Source organism: Pseudenhygromyxa sp. WMMC2535, from assembly GCF_011083025.2.
In genome coordinates this window covers 1-2,589 of record NZ_JABJWV010000033.1, presented here as the reverse complement: position 1 = coordinate 2,589, position 2,589 = coordinate 1, and the positions used below count along the sequence as shown (strand labels likewise).

Below are 2,589 nucleotides of genomic sequence, written 5' to 3'. Positions count from 1 at the left end.
ACGCGCTCACGCCGATGCTCTTTTGCCACGGCCGCGAGGACCCCACCGTCCCCGTCTGGCTCGGCAAGGCCGCCCACGATCAGGTCGCCGCCCTCGACCCTCAGCGCCCGATCGCCTGGCACGACTACGCCATGCCCCACGCGGTCTGCCCCGAGGAGATCGCCGAGATCCGCACCTGGCTGCATCGCGTCTTGGCGAGCTGAAACAGTATTGCGATAGAAGCGCGACAAAGCGAGATCGCCACATTCGCGATCACAATCAATCCGAGCGCGGCCGAGTGTCATATTCCAAAGTGTCGACACGAGCTCCTTCTCTCGTCGATATTTTGGAATTTCAGCCGGCCCCTTCGACCGGCCCACGAGCCCGCGCGCTTCCCGCTTGCAACATAAATGGCCATGTTATAGGGTGGCCACGCGATCGCCTCTCGCGTATCCAATCGTCTCTACAATGGGGAAATATGCCACACATATGGCACCCCTTCGTCGACGCGCAACCTGAAAGGTAGCAGGCAGTGAAACTCTCCACGATGGTCATCATCGCCGCGCTCTCGACATCGGCCCTCGGCTGCCTCGCCGAAGCCCCCGAGCTCGAGCCCGACGTCGACCTCTACCAGCCCCTGACCGAGCCGATCTTCGTCGGGGATCTGATGATTCGCCCCGCGCAGGACGACGACGACCTGCCCGCGCTGGCCTCGTCCGCGCCCAGCGACATGGACGAGCTCGACGCGGCCTCCGCGGGCCAGGGCTACTGCCTCGTCACCCTCAACTATTGTTCCATCCCGGGCTCGGACGACGGCTCGTGCACGGCCACGGGCTGCGAGGTCTACCAGGCCCTGGAGGAGTGCATCGCGCTCTACTGCGAGAGCTGCTTCGATCTGTGCTGAGCGAGCGCTCGGCGTGCAAGCTGCCAGAGGACCCGTCTCGATCCCGCCTCGTTCTGCGCGCCTCGGACCTGGGAGGTCAAGGCCATCGCTGGGTTGGGATACTGCAAGGTTTCGGGCTCTCGAGCCGGGCCGCGCGGGGAGAGGTTGGATCGCGCCGGGTCCTTTGGCGATTTGCACATGTCGACTATTGCTGCGAGGTCGAGAACTGCTGGATTCCATATTGCGACACTTGCGGCTGCTGAGCCGTCAGCACATTTAAAAAAGCGGAACCTCGGGCGCGAGCGCTCGAGGTTCCGCTTTGTCCGTGGATGTGCGATGCAGCGCCGCGAGCCGCGAGCCTCAGTCCTCGCCCTCGGAGGAGGGCGAGACCCCGCCTTGCTTGGCGATCTCCTCGCGCAGGCCGAGCTTCGGCCTGCGCGAGGAGATCGCCAAGCAAGGCGGGGTCTCGCCCTCCTCCGAGGGCGAGGACTGAGGCTCGCGGCTCGCGGCGCTGCATCGCACATCCACGGACAAAGCGGAACCTCGAGCGCTCGCGCCCGAGGTTCCGCTTTTTTAAATGTGCTGACGGCTCAGCAGCCGCAAGTGTCGCAATATGGAATCCAGCAGTTCTCGACCTCGCAGCAATAGTCGACATGTGCAAATCGCCAAAGGACCCGGCGCGATCCAACCTCTCCCCGCGCGGCCCGGCTCGAGAGCCCGAAACCTTGCAGTATCCCAACCCAGCGATGGCCTTGACCTCCCAGGTCCGAGGCGCGCAGAACGAGGCGGGATCGAGACGGGTCCTCTGGCAGCTTGCACGCCGAGCGCTCGCTCAGCACAGATCGAAGCAGCTCTCGCAGTAGAGCGCGATGCACTCCTCCAGGGCCTGGTAGACCTCGCAGCCCGTGGCCGTGCACGAGCCGTCGTCCGAGCCCGGGATGGAACAATAGTTGAGGGTGACGAGGCAGTAGCCCTGGCCCGCGGAGGCCGCGTCGAGCTCGTCCATGTCGCTGGGCGCGGACGAGGCCAGCGCGGGCAGGTCGTCGTCGTCCTGCGCGGGGCGAATCATCAGATCCCCGACGAAGATCGGCTCGGTCAGGGGCTGGTAGAGGTCGACGTCGGGCTCGAGCTCGGGGGCTTCGGCGAGGCAGCCGAGGGCCGATGTCGAGAGCGCGGCGATGATGACCATCGTGGAGAGTTTCACTGCCTGCTACCTTTCAGGTTGCGCGTCGACGAAGGGGTGCCATATGTGTGGCATATTTCCCCATTGTAGAGACGATTGGATACGCGAGAGGCGATCGCGTGGCCACCCTATAACATGGCCATTTATGTTGCAAGCGGGAAGCGCGCGGGCTCGTGGGCCGGTCGAAGGGGCCGGCTGAAATTCCAAAATATCGACGAGAGAAGGAGCTCGTGTCGACACTTTGGAATATGACACTCGGCCGCGCTCGGATTGATTGTGATCGCGAATGTGGCGATCTCGCTTTGTCGCGCTTCTATCGCAATACTGTTTCAGCTCGCCAAGACGCGATGCAGCCAGGTGCGGATCTCGGCGATCTCCTCGGGGCAGACCGCGTGGGGCATGGCGTAGTCGTGCCAGGCGATCGGGCGCTGAGGGTCGAGGGCGGCGACCTGATCGTGGGCGGCCTTGCCGAGCCAGACGGGGACGGTGGGGTCCTCGCGGCCGTGGCAAAAGAGCATCGGCGTGAGCGCGTTGGCCGAGCTGC

At 64.5% G+C, this 2,589-nt stretch carries 3 protein-coding genes and 2 pseudogenes; 3 read left to right on the top strand and 2 right to left on the bottom strand.

From position 1 onward, the window contains the following. From G6O69_RS39105 to G6O69_RS39095, 3 genes and pseudogenes are all read left to right on the top strand, one after another. Positions 1-203: pseudogene (locus G6O69_RS39105) on the top strand (carboxylesterase); the annotation flags it as partial. 308 nt (positions 204-511) lie between these two features. Continuing rightward, positions 512-883 carry a hypothetical protein gene (locus G6O69_RS39100; RefSeq protein ID WP_172303538.1) on the top strand — a complete coding sequence of 124 codons (372 nt, stop codon included), beginning with the start codon at positions 512-514 and terminating at the stop codon, positions 881-883. A gap of 304 nt (positions 884-1,187) precedes the next feature. Beyond that, entirely contained in the window at positions 1,188-1,355 is a 168-nt protein-coding gene (locus G6O69_RS39095) for a hypothetical protein (protein ID WP_217910189.1), read from the top strand. A 339-nt stretch (positions 1,356-1,694) separates the two neighbouring features. On the opposite strand, the gene G6O69_RS39090 is transcribed toward G6O69_RS39095, so the two are convergent. Beyond that, positions 1,695-2,066, bottom strand: a complete 372-nt coding sequence (locus G6O69_RS39090; RefSeq protein WP_172303538.1) for a hypothetical protein — start codon at positions 2,064-2,066, stop codon at positions 1,695-1,697. 308 nt (positions 2,067-2,374) lie between these two features. Further along, a pseudogene (locus tag G6O69_RS39085) lies at positions 2,375-2,589 on the bottom strand (carboxylesterase); the annotation flags it as partial.